Origin of the sequence: Bacteroides ovatus, from assembly GCF_001314995.1 — a bacterium.
GTDB classification, from domain to species: Bacteria; Bacteroidota; Bacteroidia; order Bacteroidales; family Bacteroidaceae; genus Bacteroides; species Bacteroides ovatus.
Map to the genome: position 1 here is coordinate 1,504,652 of NZ_CP012938.1, position 16,963 is coordinate 1,521,614.

At 43.1% G+C, this 16,963-nt stretch carries 14 protein-coding genes; 8 read left to right on the plus strand and 6 right to left on the minus strand.

What is annotated here, in order from left to right; genetic code table 11:
* Positions 1-13 precede the first annotated feature (13 nt).
* Genes Bovatus_RS06145 through Bovatus_RS06160 form a run of 4 tightly spaced genes read left to right on the plus strand, consistent with a single transcriptional unit; the run spans position 14 to position 6,094 of the window.
* Positions 14-4,432, plus strand: a complete 4,419-nt coding sequence (locus Bovatus_RS06145) for a cobaltochelatase subunit CobN (RefSeq protein ID WP_004300148.1) — start codon at positions 14-16, stop codon at positions 4,430-4,432.
* 6 nt (positions 4,433-4,438) lie between these two features.
* Positions 4,439-5,152, plus strand: coding sequence for a hypothetical protein (locus tag Bovatus_RS06150; protein ID WP_004300149.1), 714 nt, complete (start codon positions 4,439-4,441; stop codon positions 5,150-5,152).
* A gap of 8 nt (positions 5,153-5,160) precedes the next feature.
* The gene (locus tag Bovatus_RS06155) at positions 5,161-5,769 is read left to right on the plus strand and encodes a MotA/TolQ/ExbB proton channel family protein (RefSeq protein WP_004300150.1); all 609 of its coding nucleotides are present in this window, start codon (positions 5,161-5,163) and stop codon (positions 5,767-5,769) included.
* Positions 5,756-6,094 carry a DUF2149 domain-containing protein gene (locus tag Bovatus_RS06160; RefSeq protein ID WP_004300151.1) on the plus strand — a complete coding sequence of 113 codons (339 nt, stop codon included), beginning with the start codon at positions 5,756-5,758 and terminating at the stop codon, positions 6,092-6,094. Before Bovatus_RS06155 ends, Bovatus_RS06160 begins: the two co-directional genes overlap by 14 nt.
* Positions 6,095-6,677: 583 nt before the next feature.
* Here Bovatus_RS06160 and Bovatus_RS06165 read toward each other — a convergent pair.
* Together Bovatus_RS06165 and Bovatus_RS06170 are read right to left on the minus strand one after the other, a co-directional pair.
* Positions 6,678-7,346, minus strand: coding sequence for a bifunctional 4-hydroxy-2-oxoglutarate aldolase/2-dehydro-3-deoxy-phosphogluconate aldolase (locus Bovatus_RS06165; protein ID WP_004300153.1), 669 nt, complete (start codon positions 7,344-7,346; stop codon positions 6,678-6,680).
* A 54-nt stretch (positions 7,347-7,400) separates the two neighbouring features.
* Positions 7,401-8,426 (minus strand): sugar kinase, encoded by a 1,026-nt coding sequence (locus tag Bovatus_RS06170; protein WP_004300154.1) that lies wholly within the window; start codon positions 8,424-8,426, stop codon positions 7,401-7,403.
* Positions 8,427-8,679: 253 nt separating this feature from the next.
* Between Bovatus_RS06170 and Bovatus_RS06175 the strand changes: the two genes are divergently transcribed.
* Positions 8,680-9,744 carry a LacI family DNA-binding transcriptional regulator gene (locus tag Bovatus_RS06175; protein ID WP_004300155.1) on the plus strand — a complete coding sequence of 355 codons (1,065 nt, stop codon included), beginning with the start codon at positions 8,680-8,682 and terminating at the stop codon, positions 9,742-9,744.
* Positions 9,745-9,774: 30 nt separating this feature from the next.
* Positions 9,775-11,265, plus strand: coding sequence for a UxaA family hydrolase (locus Bovatus_RS06180; RefSeq protein WP_004300156.1), 1,491 nt, complete (start codon positions 9,775-9,777; stop codon positions 11,263-11,265).
* A gap of 116 nt (positions 11,266-11,381) precedes the next feature.
* Here Bovatus_RS06180 and Bovatus_RS06185 read toward each other — a convergent pair whose 3' ends face one another.
* The 4 genes from Bovatus_RS06185 to Bovatus_RS06200 are packed head-to-tail and all read right to left on the minus strand — an operon-like array spanning position 11,382 to position 15,808.
* Complete coding sequence (locus Bovatus_RS06185) at positions 11,382-12,986, minus strand: MFS transporter (protein ID WP_004300157.1); 1,605 nt, start codon at positions 12,984-12,986, stop codon at positions 11,382-11,384.
* On the minus strand, positions 12,983-14,053 hold the full coding sequence (locus tag Bovatus_RS06190; protein ID WP_004300158.1) for an HlyD family secretion protein: 1,071 nt from the start codon (positions 14,051-14,053) through the stop codon (positions 12,983-12,985). Before Bovatus_RS06190 ends, Bovatus_RS06185 begins: the two co-directional genes overlap by 4 nt.
* 14 nt (positions 14,054-14,067) lie before the next feature.
* Positions 14,068-15,387, minus strand: a complete 1,320-nt coding sequence (locus Bovatus_RS06195; RefSeq protein WP_004300159.1) for a TolC family protein — start codon at positions 15,385-15,387, stop codon at positions 14,068-14,070.
* On the minus strand, positions 15,368-15,808 hold the full coding sequence (locus Bovatus_RS06200) for a MarR family winged helix-turn-helix transcriptional regulator (RefSeq protein WP_004300160.1): 441 nt from the start codon (positions 15,806-15,808) through the stop codon (positions 15,368-15,370). Before Bovatus_RS06200 ends, Bovatus_RS06195 begins: the two co-directional genes overlap by 20 nt.
* Positions 15,809-16,061: 253 nt before the next feature.
* Between Bovatus_RS06200 and Bovatus_RS06205 the strand changes: the two genes are divergently transcribed.
* Both Bovatus_RS06205 and Bovatus_RS06210 read left to right on the plus strand, forming a co-directional pair.
* Complete coding sequence (locus Bovatus_RS06205) at positions 16,062-16,661, plus strand: hypothetical protein (RefSeq protein ID WP_004300161.1); 600 nt, start codon at positions 16,062-16,064, stop codon at positions 16,659-16,661.
* Positions 16,662-16,958 carry a winged helix-turn-helix domain-containing protein gene (locus tag Bovatus_RS06210; protein WP_004300162.1) on the plus strand — a complete coding sequence of 99 codons (297 nt, stop codon included), beginning with the start codon at positions 16,662-16,664 and terminating at the stop codon, positions 16,956-16,958.
* Positions 16,959-16,963 lie beyond the last annotated feature (5 nt).

Consider the following 16,963-nt stretch of genomic DNA (forward strand, 5'->3'; position numbering starts at 1 on the left):
AAAAATAAGAGAAATGAAAAAGAAAAGTAAAATCATCTTAGGTGTATGCATCGTTGCTGCAGCTCTGATAGGGATGTCCGTATGGAATACCTGGTTCAGTCCTACAAAGATTGCTTTCATCAACTTCCAGACCATACAGCAGGGAAGTATATCGAAAGCCAACGACAATTCATCCATCAAACTCAGTGAAGTATCGCTCGACAACCTCGACCGTCTGACCGGTTACGACATGGTATTCATCAACGGAATGGGTCTGCATATCGTCGAGGAACAACGTCAACAGATACAACAGGCTGCCGACAAAGGTATTCCTGTATATACTTCCATGGCTACCAACCCGGCCAACAACATTTGTAATCTGGACAGCGTACAACAGAATCTGATACGAGGTTATCTGACTAATGGAGGAAAGACCAACTACCGGAATATGCTGAATTATATCCGTAAAGCTATTGACGGTAAAATCTCTTCCATACCGGAAGTGGAAGACCCGGCAGAAAGACCCAGCGACATGCTCTATCACGCCGGACTCACCAACCCGGATGATGAACTGGAGTTCCTCACCGTGGCAGATTATGAGAAATTCATGAAGGACAACCGTCTTTATAAAGAAGGAGCACGTAAAATCATGATAACCGGACAAATGGCTGATGCCACCGGACTTATTGAGGCTCTTGAAAAAGAAGGTTACAATGTTTATCCGGTTCAGTCAATGACGAAATTCATGTCATTTATTGACGAAGTGCAGCCAAACGCAATCATCAACATGGCACACGGACGCATGGGAGACAAAATGGTGGATTATCTGAAAGCTAAGAATATCCTCTTGTTTGCTCCGCTCACCATCAACAGCCTGGTAGACGAATGGGAGAAAGATCCGATGGGAATGGCAGGAGGATTTATGTCACAAAGTATCGTGACTCCAGAAATTGACGGTGCCATCCGTCCTTTCGCTCTCTTTGCACAATATGAGGATGAAGAAGGATTGCGCCATTCGTATGCAGTACCTGAACGCTTGAAGACTTTCGTATCCACAATCAATAATTATTTGAATCTGAATACTAAGCCGAACAGCGAGAAGAAGGTAGCTATCTACTATTATAAAGGTCCGGGGCAAAATGCATTGACCGCTGCCGGTATGGAGGTGGTTCCTTCCCTATACAATCTTCTGGTCCGCATGAAACAGGAAGGATACAACATATCCGGTCTGCCTGCAAATGCTGAAGAACTGGGTAAAATGATACAGGCTCAAGGCGCTGTGTTCAACTCTTACGCAGAGGGAGCCTTTAATGACTTTATGCAAAAAGGACATCCCGAACTTATCACCAAAGATCAATATGAAAGTTGGGTGAAAAAGTCACTCCGCCCTGAAAAATATCAGGAAGTGGTGGATGCTTTCGGCGAATTCCCCGGCAACTATATGGCGACTAACGACGGTAAATTGGGTATTGCCCGTCTGCAATTCGGGAATGTAGTCTTAATGCCACAAAATGCAGCCGGAAGTGGTGACAACTCCTTCCAAGTGATTCATGGCACTAATATGGCACCTCCTCATACCTATATTGCTTCCTATCTATGGATGCAACATGGCTTCAAGGCTGACGCACTGATCCATTTCGGTACACACGGAAGTCTTGAATTTACTCCCAAAAAACAAGTGGCATTGTGCAGCAACGACTGGCCGGATCGCCTGGTAGGGGCAGTTCCGCACTTCTACATCTATTCCATCGGTAATGTTGGAGAAGGGATGATGGCTAAACGTCGTTCTTACGCAACTATACAATCATACCTCACTCCTCCTTTCCTTGAAAGCAGCGTACGCGGTATTTATCGGGAGTTGATGGAAAAAATCAAGATTTACAATAACTCTCAAAAAGAGAATAAAGATCAAGAATCATTAGCGATCAAAACGCTGACTGTGAAGATGGGAATTCACCGTGATTTAGGTTTGGACAGCATTGCCAACAAACCATATACAGAAGATGAAATCGCCCGGGTAGAAAACTTCGCTGAAGAACTGGCTACCGAGAAAATCACGGGGCAACTCTATACAATGGGAGTTCCTTATGAACCGGAACGGATCACTTCTTCCGTCTATGCAATGGCTACAGAACCTATCGCATACAGTCTGCTGGCTCTTGACAAGCAGCGTGGCAAAGCGACAGATGCCGTCAGCAAGCATCGCAGCCTTTTTACACAACAGTATTTGACCCCTGCCCGTCAGTTGGTAGAAAAGCTAATTGCCAATCCTTCACTAGCCACGGATGAACTGATTTGCCGTACAGCTGGCATCACACCGCAAGAACTTGCCAAAGCACGTCAGATAGAAGCCGAACGCAATGCTCCGAAAGGTATGATGGCAATGATGATGGCTGCATCTGCAAAGAATGAAAATGCTGATAAAGAGAAATCCGGCAAGGATCATCCGGCTATGTCAGGCAAAGGAAAAACTCCTCATAGCAATATGCCTGACAGCATGAAGGAAGCCATGAAAAAGATGGGTGCCAATATGGACCCCGAAAAAGCTATGGAAATGGCTAAATCTATGGGAGCAAATCCCGAAGCTCTGAAAAAGATGGAAGCTGCCATGAAATCCAACAAGGATAAAGAGCAGCCTGCCGGGTCTTCAGATAAACACGGGTCTTCAGATAAACAGATGAAAGGCTCCAAACAAGAAAAACCGAAAGGCATGTCAGCCATGATGGCCGCTATGGGGAAAGCGACGAAAGAATACAGCAAAGAAGAGATTGAACTAGCACTTGCCGTAGCGGAAGTAGAACGTACAATCAAGAATGTAGGTAATTATAAAAATGCACTCATGACAAGTCCCGAAGAGGAACTAAACAGTCTGCTCAATGCATTGAAAGGCGGATACACCGCTCCTACTCCGGGCGGTGACCCAATAGCTAATCCGAACGCTTTGCCTACCGGACGTAATATGTATGCTATCAATGCCGAAGCAACTCCGACAGAATCTGCTTGGGAAAAGGGTATTGCTTTAGCTAAACAAACAATTGATACCTACAAACAACGTCATAATGATTCTATTCCACGCAAAGTAAGTTATACGCTCTGGTCTTCCGAATTTATTGAAACTGGCGGAGCTACTATTGCCCAAGTTCTTTATATGCTGGGAGTAGAACCCGTCCGTGACGCATTCGGTCGTGTCAGCGATTTGAAACTGATTCCTTCAGCCGAACTGGGACGTCCACGTATCGACGTAGTGGTCCAGACTTCCGGACAACTCCGTGATATCGCCGCTTCCCGCCTCTTCCTGATTAACCGTGCAGTAGAAATGGCTGCGACAGCGAAAGACGACAAGTTTGAAAATCAGGTAGCCGCCAGTGTGATAGAAGCTGAAAGAGTGCTGACTGAAAAAGGTGTCAGTCCGAAAGATGCACGCGAGATGGCTTCTTTCCGAGTATTCGGAGGTGCTAATGGCATGTATGGTACAGGAATTCAGGGAATGGTGGAATCCGGCGACCGTTGGGAAAGTGAATCGGAAATCGCAGATACTTACCTCAACAATATGGGAGCCTTCTACGGTGACGAAAAACACTGGGAAGTCTTTCAGAAATTTGCTTTTGAAGCAGCATTGAACAGTACTGATGTTGTCGTTCAGCCCCGCCAAAGCAACACTTGGGGAGCATTGAGCCTCGACCACGTATATGAATTCATGGGAGGTATGAATCTTGCCGTACGCAATGTTACCGGTAAAGACCCGGACGCTTATCTTAGCGACTACCGGAACCGCAACAACATGAAAATGCAGGAACTTAAAGAAGCAGTCGGTGTAGAAAGCCGTACAACGATTCTGAATCCTACCTATATCAAAGAGAAAATGAAAGGCGGTGCTTCTGCAGCAAGCGAGGTTGCCCAGACTGTAACCAATACGTATGGCTGGAACGTGATGAAACCTGCCGCTATCGACAAGGAACTTTGGGATAATATATATGATGTATATGTCAAAGACGAATACAAACTGAATGTAAAAGACTTCTTTGAAAAACAGAATCCCGCAGCTTTACAGGAAGTGACTGCCGTTATGATGGAAACTGCCCGCAAAGGATATTGGAAAGCTTCTCCGGAACAACTCTCCAATATTGCCAAACTGCATACAGACCTTGTCAGACAATTCGGTCCTTCGGGCAGCGGATTTACCGGAGACAATGCCAAATTACAGCAGTTCATCGCCTCTCAAGTAGATGCGCAAACCGCAGCCAACTACAACAAGGAACTGAAACAAATGAAACAAGCCACCCTGGACGGAGAAGCGACCAAAGGAGGCATGGTATTGAAGAAACAATCGAGCGATGCCGTACAAGGGGCACAGGAAGAGCAAAATTCTTTGAATGGAGGCCTTATCACAGGTATTGTTCTGGTAGCATTTGTTGTCATGTTGCTAATACTTAAAAAGAAACGGAAAAAGTAATGTAATATGGAGTTAATCATTCACATATTAATGCTGTTTATCGTGATTAACTGCAGTTTCAAACTCAGTTTCTGGAAACTTTGGCAAACCGTAATATACAGCCTGATAGCCGGTCTTTTTGTAGCCGGCACCTGGCAGTATGCTATTCTCCAGTCAAAGACACAGATTGCTGATTATCTGCAGAACACGGAAGCATTGCAAAACATGGCTATTATCATAACGCTTGAGTCAGCACTCTGCTTCGGCTATTGCGTGGCTTTCCTGCGCGGACTTTATGGTAAGAAGAATTTATGGTGGGCGGAATTACTTCGCTGGTATCCCAGCTTGTTGCTCTTCCCCGTATTATTCTACTATCTCACAGAAGCTATCTTCCGGTTACCTGGCGTAGACTTTTCAGTGACAGCCTGGTCACTTGCAGGGATAGTGGTTATCGCCATCCCATTATTAAGCCGGCTGATGAAGTATCTTGTACCCGAAGACGATCTCCGGTTGGAAGTTCATTTCCTTGTCAGCTTATTCATCTGTATCCTCGGACTACTGACCACTGTCAATGGGAAAACGACCTATGCCGCCACCGAAGAGGCGCTCAACTGGAAAGCGATTATCTTGTCCATCGGTCTGTTCGTTGTCCTGTTTCTCATTGGATTTGCCTGGAACAAGCTGAAATGGCCTTTATTACAACGTAAAGAATTAAAAAAAAGAAGTAAAATCAATCAATAAAATATTATATGGAACTCATCTCTAAACTTTTATTCTGGGTAGCGAACAGTTTACTTATACCCGATATCATTATTTTGCTGTGCCTGTTCGTTCGTTCACTTATTTTGATCGGAGGCACCTACAACATGTACATGACCAAACGTAAAAATGACAAAGCACTGGACCAACTCATTAAAGATGCACGGATAGACGATCTGAAAGCAGCTTTACCCGACAAAGACAATTCACTATATATGGGTTATCTCCGCGATCTGCTCTACCATCCGGCCAGTGCAGATTACTCTGACTTCCTGATAACAAAATTCGAGAATGAAGCAGAGAAAGATGTGTCTCTTTCTAAAATGCTGGCTAAGATAGGTCCGGTTCTCGGATTGATAGGAACATTGATTTCCATGAGTCCGGCACTTGTGGGACTTTCTACAGGAGATATCTCCGGAATGGCATATAATATGCAGGTAGTATTTGCAACGACTGTTGTAGGTTTGGTTATTAGTGCTGTGGGACTGATATCCATGCAGTTCAAACAACGTTGGTATGCCAAAGATGTCAACAACCTCGATTATGTATCAAGAGTATTAAACGAAACAACCGGAGAGTCCAATAATGAAAAGAAATAGAAGAGTCAGCAAATTCCTCAAAGAAGAGGATACCGACCCGCTAAGTGTAGTAGTAAACTTGTTCGACGTAGCGATGGTATTTGCCGTGGCATTGATGGTAGCAATGGTGATGCACATGAATATGACGGAAGTTTTCGGACAGGAAGATTTCACCATCGTGAAGAATCCTGGTAAAGAAAATATGGAAATCATCTCCAAGGAAGGAAAGAAAATCAACACTTACAAGCCTTCCGGTCAGAAAGAGGAGGATTCAGGGAAAAGAGGAAGAAAAGTAGGGATAGCCTACGAACTGGATAACGGTGAGATTATTTATGTTCCGGAATAACCATTAAAAGTATATTTCCTACCAATAATCAATAGTATCGGGCAGGACAATCCTATTCAGGCATTGTCTGCCCTTTATTTCTTTCATTTTACATTGATAACTATCAGAACAAAACATGGTTTCTTCTTTATCAAAACCCGACAAAAGACACACACATTATCGCAGAAATCTACTAATCATCTGCCTGTTATTAGGTATCGTTCTCATTACTTTCTGCTTTTTGCTTTGCCAGCACGACAGTCAGGATATGGACTGCGATTGCTTAAGATGCCTGTTAAGTACTCCTCCCCAGGAGGGAGAGTATCTCTACAACCGTTATCTGCTCCTCATCAGTGTTCTCTGCTTCTTGTTAATATTCCTGCCCATTTATATATTCGAACATCGACAACATATAAAAAGGAAATAAAAAAACAAGCCACCGAAATGAGTCACTCATTCCGATGGCCTATCCCCTTTAAACACCTTTAAACAAAATGAAAATATGCCTCATATACTAACTAAACTAACTAACCCTCGAGGCATATTTTAAAAGAGACTGTCGCATCAACCTCTTTTTATTATAGATAGCTTTCGCTCTCTAATCTTATTTACGAGCTTCAGCAATATAGCCGAGAGCTTCTTCACATTTTGCAGTTACATAAGCCCAGTCTTCTGCTGCTACCTTATCTTTCGGGAACAGTTTAGAGCCCATACCTACGCAGAATACACCGGCTTTAATCCATGCAGTCAGGTTTTCTTTAGTAGGTTCTACTCCACCTGTTACCATCAGCTTAGACCATGGCATCGGAGCCATCAAACCTTTCACGAAGTTAGTTCCGTAAACATCACCCGGGAATACTTTGCAAAGATCGCAACCTACTTCCTGCGCAAAACCAACTTCTGACACAGAACCACATCCCGGAGTATAAGCTACCGAGCGACGGTTACATACCTTAGCAATTTCAGGGTTGAACAACGGACCTACCACGAAGTTAGCACCCAGTTGCAGGTACATAGCAGCAGTAGCCGGATCAACGATAGAACCGATACCGATTGCCATTTCAGGGCATTCTTTTGCTGCGAATTTAACGATTTCAGCAAATACTTCCTGTGCAAAGTCACCACGGTTTGTGAATTCGAAAGCACGAACACCACCGTCATAACAAGCCTTTACTACTTTCTTTGCAACTTCTGCATCTTTGTGATAGAATACAGGAACCATTCCTGTAGAGCCGATCTTATTCAATACGGCTATTTTATCGAATTTTGCCATCTTATTATTTACTATTTAAATGAATTGATTTTCTTTACTTTTCAACTCTCCAAATTATCTCTGTACGCGACCGCTTGCGTCACCACCAGCCAATGCTTCTACTTCTTCTACAGAAACAAGGTTGAAGTCACCATTGATAGTATGTTTCAATGCAGATGCAGCAACAGCGAATTCAAGAGCAGCACCCTGATTAGGTTTAGTCATCAAACCATGGATAATACCGCCGGAGAAAGAGTCACCACCACCTACACGGTCGATAATCGGATCGATATCATAACGCTTTGAAGTATAGAATTCTTCTCCGTTGTAGATCATCGCTTTCCAACCGTTGTGAGTAGCAGAGAAAGATTCGCGCAAAGTAGAAACTACATATTTGAATCCGAATTCTTTCATCATCTGCTGGAAGATACCTTTGTAACCTTCAGCATCTGTGTGACCAGCCTCAACGTCAGCATCCGGCTTGAAGCCCAAACAAAGTTCTGCATCTTCTTCGTTACCGATACATACGTCTACAAACTGCATCAACGGTTTCATGATAGACTGTGCTTTTTCTTTAGTCCACAGTTTCTTACGGAAGTTCAAGTCAACAGAAACAGTTACACCGTGACGTTTTGCAGCTTCACAAGCCAGACGAGTCAACTCGGCAGCCTTGTCAGAGATAGCCGGAGTGATACCAGACCAGTGGAACCAGTCAGCACCTTCCATGATTGCATCAAAATCGAAATCAGCAGCGTCAGCTTCAGCAATAGCAGAGTGAGCACGGTCATAAATAACCTTGCTAGGACGCATAGAAGCACCAGTTTCCAAGTAGTAGATACCTACACGGTCGCCACCACGAGCAATAAAGTCTGTCTTAACACCATATTTACGCAATGCGTTAACAGCAGACTGTCCAATTTCATGTTTCGGCAATTTAGTTACGAAATAGGCCTCATGTCCGTAATTGGCACAGCTTACTGCAACGTTAGCTTCTCCACCACCATATACTACATCAAAAGAATCAGATTGAACAAAACGAGTATTACCCGGAGTTGATAATCTAAGCATGATTTCGCCTAATGTAACGACTTTCTTTCCCATAATCTTATGTTTCAATTTCTAAGTTATTAATATTATGAACTTTCAATTTATCATTCCAGCCCCATTTCAAGGGTTAACACATTGATTATATGAATATTAATATATAACATAACTAATATCACATACCTTTCGTGTGCGGGCACAAAGATACAACAATTTTCGTAATTACAAAAATTGTTATATATTTGTATCGAAAATATTAAGATTATTATTGTGTGCGAGCACAAAAACCTATATAAATAAAGGTTATCGTATGAATAAATTGCCCGAAAGGATCAGGATCAAAGACATCGCCCGTCTGGCAGATGTATCAGTGGGAACAGTAGACCGCGTTATCCATGGACGTAGCGGAGTGTCGGAAGCCAGCAAGAAACGCGTAGAAGAAATTCTGAAGCAGCTTGACTACCAGCCCAACATGTACGCCAGTGCTTTGGCTTCTAATAAGAAGTATACGTTTATCTGTCTGCTGCCGGAGCATCTGGAAGGCGAATACTGGACAGCGGTAGAAACCGGTATCCACGAAGCTATTGCCACTTATTCGGATTTCAATACTTCGGTGAAAATCAACTATTACGATCCATACGATTATCATTCATTCGTCAACGCCAGTGAAGCCATCCTGGCCCTGCAGCCGGACGGAGTGATGGTAGCTCCTACCGCTCCGCAATATACGAAAGGATTCACCGATCAGTTGCAGGCACTGGATATACCTTATATATATATAGACTCCAATATTAAAGAGGTTCCTCCCCTCGCCTTCTTTGGTCAGAACTCACGTCAAAGCGGATATTTCGCTGCTCGAATGATGATGTTACTGGCACGGGAGGAAAAGGAAATTGTGATTTTCCGCAAAATACATGAAGGAATTGTAGGATCTAATCAGCAGGAGAACAGAGAAATCGGTTTTAGGCAGTACATGAAAGAACATCATCCGTCTTGTACTATACTGGAACTTGACTTGCATGCCGAACGCAACGACGAAGATAACGAGATGCTGGACGAATTCTTCCGCACTTATCCGATGGTTAAGAACGGAATCACTTTCAACTCTAAAGCCTACATCGTTGGCGAGTACCTGCAAAGCCGTGGAAAGAAAGACTTCAATCTGATAGGCTATGACCTTCTGGAACGGAATGTCACCTGCCTGAAAGAAGGAAGTATCTCCTTCCTCATCGCCCAGCAGCCGGAACTGCAAGGAGCCAATGGCATCAAAGCTCTATGCGATCATCTTATTTTCAAGAAAGAAGTGACTCGTATCAACTATATGCCCATTGATCTGTTAACAGTAGAGACAATAGACTATTACCATAGCAAATAACAACAAAGTACAACTTTACAAGTACATTACATGGAAACAAAGTATTTAAGAATTAATCCTGCCGACAACGTCGCCGTTGCCATTGTTAACCTCCCGGCAGGAGAGCATCTTTCTGTAGATGGCATTGAGATTACATTGAATGAAGACATTCCTGTGGGACATAAATTCGCATTGAAGAACTTTGCTGAAGGCGAAAATGTAATCAAGTACGGTTACCCTATCGGACATGCACGGATGGCAAAGAAACAGGGTGACTGGATGAACGAAACGAACATCAAAACCAACCTCGCCGGATTGTTGGACTATACTTACAACCCGATTCAGGTTTCTTTGGATATTCCTCATAAAGATCTTACATTCAAAGGTTATCGTCGCAAAAACGGTGATGTAGGGGTAAGAAACGAAATATGGATTATCCCGACGGTAGGTTGCGTAAACGGTATCATCGGTCAACTGGCCGAAGGACTTCGTCGCGAAACTGAAGGTAAGGGAGTGGATGCCATTGTCGCTTTCCCACACAACTACGGTTGCTCACAACTTGGTGACGACCACGAAAATACGAAAAAGATTCTTCGTGACATGGTGCTTCATCCCAATGCAGGTGCTGTATTGGTAGTAGGCTTAGGATGTGAGAATAACCAGCCGGATGTATTCCGTGAGTTCCTGGGCGAGTTTGATGAAGACCGTGTGAAGTTCATGGTTACTCAAAAGGTAGGTGACGAATACGAAGAAGGAATGGAAATCCTCCGTGATTTGTATGCAAAGGCTTCTAAAGATGAACGTACCGATGTTCCTTTGTCCGAACTACGCGTGGGATTGAAATGCGGTGGATCCGATGGTTTCTCCGGCATTACGGCAAACCCGCTATTGGGTATGTTCTCCGATTTCCTGATTGCACAGGGAGGTACAAGCGTATTGACTGAAGTTCCGGAAATGTTCGGTGCAGAAACAATCCTGATGAACCGTTGTAAAAACGAAGAGCTGTTTGAACAGACTGTCCATCTGATTAATGACTTCAAAGAATACTTCCTGTCACATGGAGAGCCTGTAGGTGAAAATCCTTCTCCGGGCAACAAAGCCGGTGGTATCTCTACTCTGGAAGAAAAAGCACTGGGATGTACCCAGAAATGTGGAAAGAGTTATGTATCCGGCGTAATGCCTTACGGCGAACGTTTACAGAAAAAAGGACTCAACCTGCTTTCTGCTCCGGGCAATGACCTGGTTGCAGCCACTACTCTTGCAGCAAGTGGATGTCACATGGTACTTTTCACCACCGGACGCGGTACTCCTTTCGGCACTTTTGTTCCGACCATGAAGATTTCCACCAATTCAACCCTGGCTAAAAACAAACCGGGATGGATTGACTTCAACGCCGGTGTGATCGTAGAAAACGAACCGATGGAAAAGACTTGTGAACGCTTCATTGATTATATCATCAAAGTGGCAAGCGGTGAATTCGTAAACAACGAAAAGAAAGGCTATCGCGAAATTGCTATCTTTAAAACAGGGGTAACCTTGTAAACAGGTCGCTATCTGATACAACAAATATATCGAAGATAAAAGATACATTGTTAAAACAATAGAGTTGCTATCCCGTTCAACTTATCATTGAGTGAAGGATAGCAACTCTTTTTTTGTTATACCATATCATCGCCTGTTTTCTTAAACGTAACGCGGATTGTTTTATGGAAAGGAATAAAACGAGAAATCACAGCTATGACAACAGATATAACCAACAAATAACCCAGAATCTCTTTCAGTGCCAGCAACAGGCTTTGTTGTTGTAACGTATTATATAAGGAGTTGGTTGCCAACTGCGCAGCCTCATCATACGGATGTCCCTGTGTCATCGCATTGTTCAGCGACTGGCTATAGCGTGTTGACGACAATGGATCAGTAGCAGTTATAGTCTCCGACAAAGAATACATATATTTTTGTTGCAGTCGGTACAGTACATTACTATAAAAAGAAGTCGCCATGATAGGTGCCAGCACGGAACGGAAAATAATCAGGAAGAAAGCATTCGACAATAAGTATTTCGGATTCAAGTCTTCCACGGCAAATAGGGCAAAAGCAATAATCAAAGTCAACATACCCAAACCACGAAAGAAGATAGGCAGGTAGAGCATCTCATACGTACTATCCGGAGAAATGCCAAAATACAAAATGGCAAAGAAAATCACAAAGCAACTCATTCCTCCCGCTATCAGAAAACGGAAACGCCACCGTTGCCAGCGAAACCACCAAAAACAAATAAAGGCGCCGACTACATATCCCGGAAGCAAATAAATATAAAGAGAATAGGTATGCGTAGTATCTACTTTCAGAATAACAGTCAGATAGTTAGTCAGCAAAGTGGTTGATGTACTGAAAAACATCACAAGCATCATATAAAAATAGCCCACAATTGCTTTGGGTTGGAACAAAGGAGCCAGACTTACATAAGGATTCTCCAAACGGCTCTGATACCAGATGAACAGCGCAATCAGCATAGGTGCTATTACAATATAAATACATATCTTACCGGAAGCCATCCAATCGAGCACTTTGCCATAATTGATAACGTACATCAACATCAGCAACCCGGCCGAAATAACAAACATCTCACGGATATGCAGATCAGACCATGCGACAGCTTTTATGGGACGATTATGCCGGAAACAGATGATAACAAACAGAATGGAAATCAAGATCAATACCATCATAAAGTAGTACATATACTTCCAGTTATAATGATACGCCAGTAAAGCCGTTACCAGCATCGAAGCTTGTCCCCCACCGTAAACCAACGGATAAAAATAAGAATAGAACTCGCTACGCACATTCTTCGGACTGAAAATCTTCTGGGCATAACGAATAAACCACAACATAAGAAACCCTTTCAAGAAACCGACAGCAAAACTACAGACAATCAAAATATCTGCGTTTTGCGTACGTGCACAAACCCAACTCAAGAAGAATTGCAGTACTAAATCAATCAATAACAGAGATTTCACGGAAAAGGCTGCCAACACCTTAGGAATAATCGGGTATGCGATAGCCATACCTGCCGAAGCAGCGTAATACCCCATCGTAATATCTTCCGAATTAGTACCCAGCGTGTTCGACACTTCCAGCATACTGCCTGTATACGAGCCATTGAGCATAGTGACCGGAAGAATCACGATGAAAATGCTGATAAGTCCAAGCCAATCGGGCACCCATTGACGAACAGGTGCCTCCAATTCCTTCATGGTAATCATTTGCGTAAAGCTTCTGTTTCCACCATCATCCCGGCTCTCAACTGTGCCATTTCTTCCGGAGAAACATCTTCCAAGTCGATACGCACAGGGATTCGCTGCTGCACCTTTACAAAATTGCCGGCAGAATTATCTGTAGGAACCAAGGAATATTTAGACCCGGTTGCCTCGGAAATTGCAGTGACTTCCCCGTGAAAAATCTTTCCGGGCACTGCGTCTACTTTAATACGCACCTGCTGGCCAATATAGATATTAGCAATCTGCGTTTCTTTATAATTAGCGGTAATCCACTTGTCCTTGTTACGCACCAAATAAGAAATAGTCTGTCCGGTCTGCACATATTGACCGGGTTCAAGCGTACGCCTACCCATATATCCATCATAAGGAGCAGTGAGAACCGTATAAGACAGATTCAGCTTAGCCAAATCCAGGTCTGCTTCTTTACGCAAAATGGCAGCCTCCGTACCGGTTGTTTTCTTACTTGTCTCCGCATATTGTGATAATGCCGCCTGTTTCTGTGCAACTAATGCCTGATAACGTGCCTTTGCTGCCTCATAAGCAGCTTTCGCTTGCTCATACTGCTGTTCCGGAACAGATTCTTCTTTCAACAAACGTTCAAAACGATGATAATCCTGTTTCAATTGCCAAAGTTTCGCTTTCGCTTCAGCGATGTTGGCATCCTGTACGGCAATATTCGTATGGGAAGTTTCAATACCCGAATGAAGAACATCCTGCGAGCCATGTGCATCCAACAATGCAGCTTCCGCTTCCTTTACCTTAATCTGATATTCACGATTGTCAAGCACCAGCAGAGTATCTCCCTGATGGACATATTGATGTTCCTTAAAACGAACCTCCTTGATATAACCCGAAGCCCGGACATTCAAAGGAGCTACATATTGATCTACAAAAGCATCATTAGTCACTTCGTAATTCACATAACGCCAGAAGTAATTAGCAGTCCACCAAAGTCCGGAGACAGCCAAACAGACACATACTAAATTTAAAACGATATTACGAACTCTTACTTTTTTCAGTTTCTTCTGTTTTTCTTTCCATTCAATTGCCATATCTGTTCTGTTTATTAAAGACGTCCACAAGCCTTCTGAAGTTGATAATAAGTATAAATCACACGAGTGCGTGCAGTGACCAACTGCAATTCCACATTCAAACGGACGGAATTCGCATCAAGTAAATCAGTCAGGATAGCCAGTTGATTCAGATAACGATTCTGCATAATACGGTAATTTTCTTCCGCTTGCCGGACAGACAGTTTTAGAGCCTCTACCCTCTGCAACGCTTCCCTGTGGCGTAAAAATGCCGAACGTACATCCATGCGGATTCCCTGCATTTTCTGTTCTTCTTCATTCTTCCGCAAAGACACCATCAGTTTGCTCTCTTTTACTTTATGATTGTTCTTGTACAGTGAAGATAAAGGATAGGAAACCGATACTCCCACATTCCAGTTATTGTTATACATATCCGCCAATGTACGTGAAACGGGACGTGCCAATGTATTCGATGCATATAGCGACACACTGGGAAGAGATAAGGATTGGGCAGAACGGATTTCATTCCTTGCCAATTCTGTCTGTGCGCGAAGCAGCCTCATCGCCGGATCATTTTCATACGCCTGAACAATATAGTCATCATAGGACTGCAAAGCAACTGCCTGATAGAGAATGGTTGTATCCGGTTGTAATAACAAGTTCTCATCCTGCCCCAACAAGATATTGAGTTGCTGCGATACAAGCGCAATGCTATTTTCCGCTTCCTCCAAAGACAGTCGGTCATTAGTCAGCTGCATTTCGCTCCGCAATACATCATTATTGGTAATCAGCCCCTCTTTTTTCATTCGCCGGATATCGCGTAACCGGAGTTCCGACTCTTCAATATTCCGTGTCAGTATCTCATGCTGCTTAAACAGACTAAACAAGTTCATATACTGATTGAGTAACCGTAACTTTATTTCCGCCTCATCGGTCAACGTTTGTAGTTCGGCAACTTGTTTTTCTATATCCGCTTTATGAATAGCACTTCGGATTTTACCACCCTGATAGAGAGGCTGTGCCAGATCAATCGCATAATTTTGTGACCAGTCCGGTGCTTCCGGATATGAAGGATCGGATAATCCCCGTTCCCAAACAACAGGCTGCCCTACAAATCCCCCTTTCAGTCCGATCTGCAGTTCCGGTAACTGTGCAGACCGTGCGGTCCGTATCCGCTCCTGCGCCATAGATTCTTTCATTACATCCGCCTGAAGTTGCAGACTATGCTGTACCCCCCGTTCAAAAAGCTGATCGATAGTGAGAAACAAAGAATCCGTTTGTGCATTTATGGATTGAGCAGCCAAAAACAGGCTAGATAAAACCGCCCCATACTTCTTATACATTTTCAAGTACATCGCATACACTCTTTAATTCAGACAACATAGTTTCAATGCTCTCTATACCAACAATTTTTTCTGCATATACATAAACCTGATCGAGAATCGGACGAATCTGTTCTTTAAATTCTTCCCCTTCGGGAGTCAGGAACACCAGTTTATTACGACGGTCGGCAAGATCTTCTTTCCGATGAACATACCCTTTCTTTTCCAGATTATTCATCAAATTGGTGAGACATGCCTTATCTTTTGCAATGCGTTCCGCCAATATCTGCTGACTAATTCCCTGCTCATGCCATAAACTACTTAATACCTGAAGCATCTCAAACGTAATACCCGCATTATTTTTTCTCAATGTCCGTTGCATAGACCGGCGAAAAGCCATACGGGTACGAACAATCTGCAACATGAGTTCTCTAAACTCTGCTCCTTCTCTCATTTTCTATACTCTTTTTACCTGTTTCGTTTCGGCGGCAAAGTTAGGTATTTCCTCCGAATTAGTCAAACGTTTGACTAATTTCATTTTCAAACCCTCTTTATATAATTTCTGACTATTCGTTCATTCACCCATTAAACAACTGTATATTAACGCCTTATCATACCATTCAAATATTTATCATTAAAATATTCAGGCAAAAAGTTTGTTCATCTGAAATCTTTTATTTTACTTTGTATCACAAAGTACTTTTTATATGGATAAAGATAAAGCATTAGAATCGGTAAATGAGATAAAAGAGTTGATGGAAAAGTCGTCCAAGTTTATCTCTCTAAGTGGTCTCGCTGCAATCATGGCGGGCATTTACGCATTAGCTGGCGCATACATCGCTACACAAGTTATTACCCCGGGCACACATTTAATTGTTGCTCTCGAACTAATGGTTATTATAGCTTCGCTCGTATTGGTAGCAGCTGCGGTCACCGCCTGCATCCTGTCCTATTATAAATCCAAGAAGACAGGACAGAAATTTTTCAGCCGCCTCACCTACCGGGCATTGTGGAACTTTTCTCTTCCGATGCTGACCGGAGGTGTTTTATGCATCTCCATCATGATGCATGAGTATTATGACATCCTGGCTTCCGTCATGCTTTTATTTTACGGACTAGCACTGGTCAACGTATCCAAGTTCACTTACTCCAGTATCGTATGGTTAGGATATGCTTTCATTTGCCTGGGAGTCGTAGATTGTTTTTGGGAAGGTCATTCACTGCTGTTCTGGACCATCGGTTTCGGCGGTTTCCATATTCTTTATGGCATATTGTTCTATTTACACTACGAAAGAAAGAGATCATAAATGATAGAAGCATTCCAATATATTAATAAAGCATTCGAAAGCAAGGTCCGGCTCGGTATCATGGCTATTCTGATGGTAAATGAGGAAGCCGACTTCAATTTTCTGAAAGAGCAGCTCTCTCTGACAGACGGCAATCTTGCCAGCCATACCCGTTCCCTGGAAGAACTGGGATATATCGTATGTAACAAAAGTTTTGTTGGACGAAAGCCACGAACTGTTTTTCAAGCAACCCCGCAAGGCAGAGAAGCTTTCAAATCTCATATTGAAGCTTTAGAGAAATTTCTAAAATCAAAATAAATAAT

Excerpts from the sequence above, each read along its gene's own strand:
- Bovatus_RS06165 (WP_004300153.1), bottom strand. The coding sequence starts at position 7,346 with ATGGCAAAATTCGATAAAATAGCCGTATTGAATAAGATCGGCTCTACA.
- Bovatus_RS06160 (WP_004300151.1), top strand. The coding sequence starts at position 5,756 with ATGAAAAGAAATAGAAGAGTCAGCAAATTCCTCAAAGAAGAGGATACC.
- Bovatus_RS06210 (WP_004300162.1), top strand. The coding sequence starts at position 16,662 with ATGATAGAAGCATTCCAATATATTAATAAAGCATTCGAAAGCAAGGTC.
- Bovatus_RS06200 (WP_004300160.1), bottom strand. The coding sequence starts at position 15,808 with ATGAGAGAAGGAGCAGAGTTTAGAGAACTCATGTTGCAGATTGTTCGT.
- Bovatus_RS06180 (WP_004300156.1), top strand. The coding sequence starts at position 9,775 with ATGGAAACAAAGTATTTAAGAATTAATCCTGCCGACAACGTCGCCGTT.
- Bovatus_RS06185 (WP_004300157.1), bottom strand. The coding sequence starts at position 12,986 with ATGATTACCATGAAGGAATTGGAGGCACCTGTTCGTCAATGGGTGCCC.
- Bovatus_RS06195 (WP_004300159.1), bottom strand. The coding sequence starts at position 15,387 with ATGTACTTGAAAATGTATAAGAAGTATGGGGCGGTTTTATCTAGCCTG.
- Bovatus_RS06170 (WP_004300154.1), bottom strand. The coding sequence starts at position 8,426 with ATGGGAAAGAAAGTCGTTACATTAGGCGAAATCATGCTTAGATTATCA.
- Bovatus_RS06150 (WP_004300149.1), top strand. The coding sequence starts at position 4,439 with ATGGAGTTAATCATTCACATATTAATGCTGTTTATCGTGATTAACTGC.
- Bovatus_RS06190 (WP_004300158.1), bottom strand. The coding sequence starts at position 14,053 with ATGGCAATTGAATGGAAAGAAAAACAGAAGAAACTGAAAAAAGTAAGA.
- Bovatus_RS06205 (WP_004300161.1), top strand. The coding sequence starts at position 16,062 with ATGGATAAAGATAAAGCATTAGAATCGGTAAATGAGATAAAAGAGTTG.
- Bovatus_RS06175 (WP_004300155.1), top strand. The coding sequence starts at position 8,680 with ATGAATAAATTGCCCGAAAGGATCAGGATCAAAGACATCGCCCGTCTG.
- Bovatus_RS06145 (WP_004300148.1), top strand. The coding sequence starts at position 14 with ATGAAAAAGAAAAGTAAAATCATCTTAGGTGTATGCATCGTTGCTGCA.
- Bovatus_RS06155 (WP_004300150.1), top strand. The coding sequence starts at position 5,161 with ATGGAACTCATCTCTAAACTTTTATTCTGGGTAGCGAACAGTTTACTT.